Origin of the sequence: Ochrobactrum sp. SFR4, assembly GCF_019730395.1 — a bacterium.
Classification (GTDB): Bacteria; Pseudomonadota; Alphaproteobacteria; order Rhizobiales; family Rhizobiaceae; genus Pseudochrobactrum.
In genome coordinates this window covers 1-466 of record NZ_JAAPBB010000191.1, presented here as the reverse complement: position 1 = coordinate 466, position 466 = coordinate 1, and the positions used below count along the sequence as shown (strand labels likewise).

Sequence of the window (466 nt, the reverse complement as noted above, 5' to 3'; positions counted from 1 at the left end):
CGAAGATTTTGCAGCGGTTACAGACACGAAAGCGATCAATGTTTTCACGGAGTTCGGCAATCTGGGGCGTTCGCCGGATGGTAGTACGCAGGCAACTTGGGAGCTTTGGTATACTTATCATACAGGTCCAAACGGCACCGGTGAGCAGATCGGCGAGTCTATCCACACCACCGGCACAATGTTTACAAGAGCTATGGAAATTTAATTAAACAATATTTTTAGTAGGAAATTGATTATGACTGACAATTCGCAAGCTATTAATTTTTATACGCCGGTAATCGACGAGTTTAATACCAATACAAATCTAATTAATATTGCAGAAAATTTTACTGATGTAACCGTTAGTATAGAAATCTGGCCTTTGTTGACGGATGGTGACCTTGTGGAATTGCTGCTTGATGATGTTGATCCTGTTGATCCTGATGATCCTCATTATGATGATTATCCGCCTGCCACAGTAGCTGTC

Annotated in this window: 2 protein-coding genes; both read left to right on the top strand. The window is 41.8% G+C overall.

Annotated features, from left to right (window positions below):
* The coding region (locus HBA93_RS18550) for a hypothetical protein (RefSeq protein ID WP_221724282.1) at positions 1-205 on the top strand (205 nt) is incomplete at its 5' end.
* A 30-nt stretch (positions 206-235) separates the two neighbouring features.
* Positions 236-466 (top strand): hypothetical protein (locus tag HBA93_RS18545; RefSeq protein WP_221724281.1); only part of this gene is annotated, 231 nt, incomplete at its 3' end.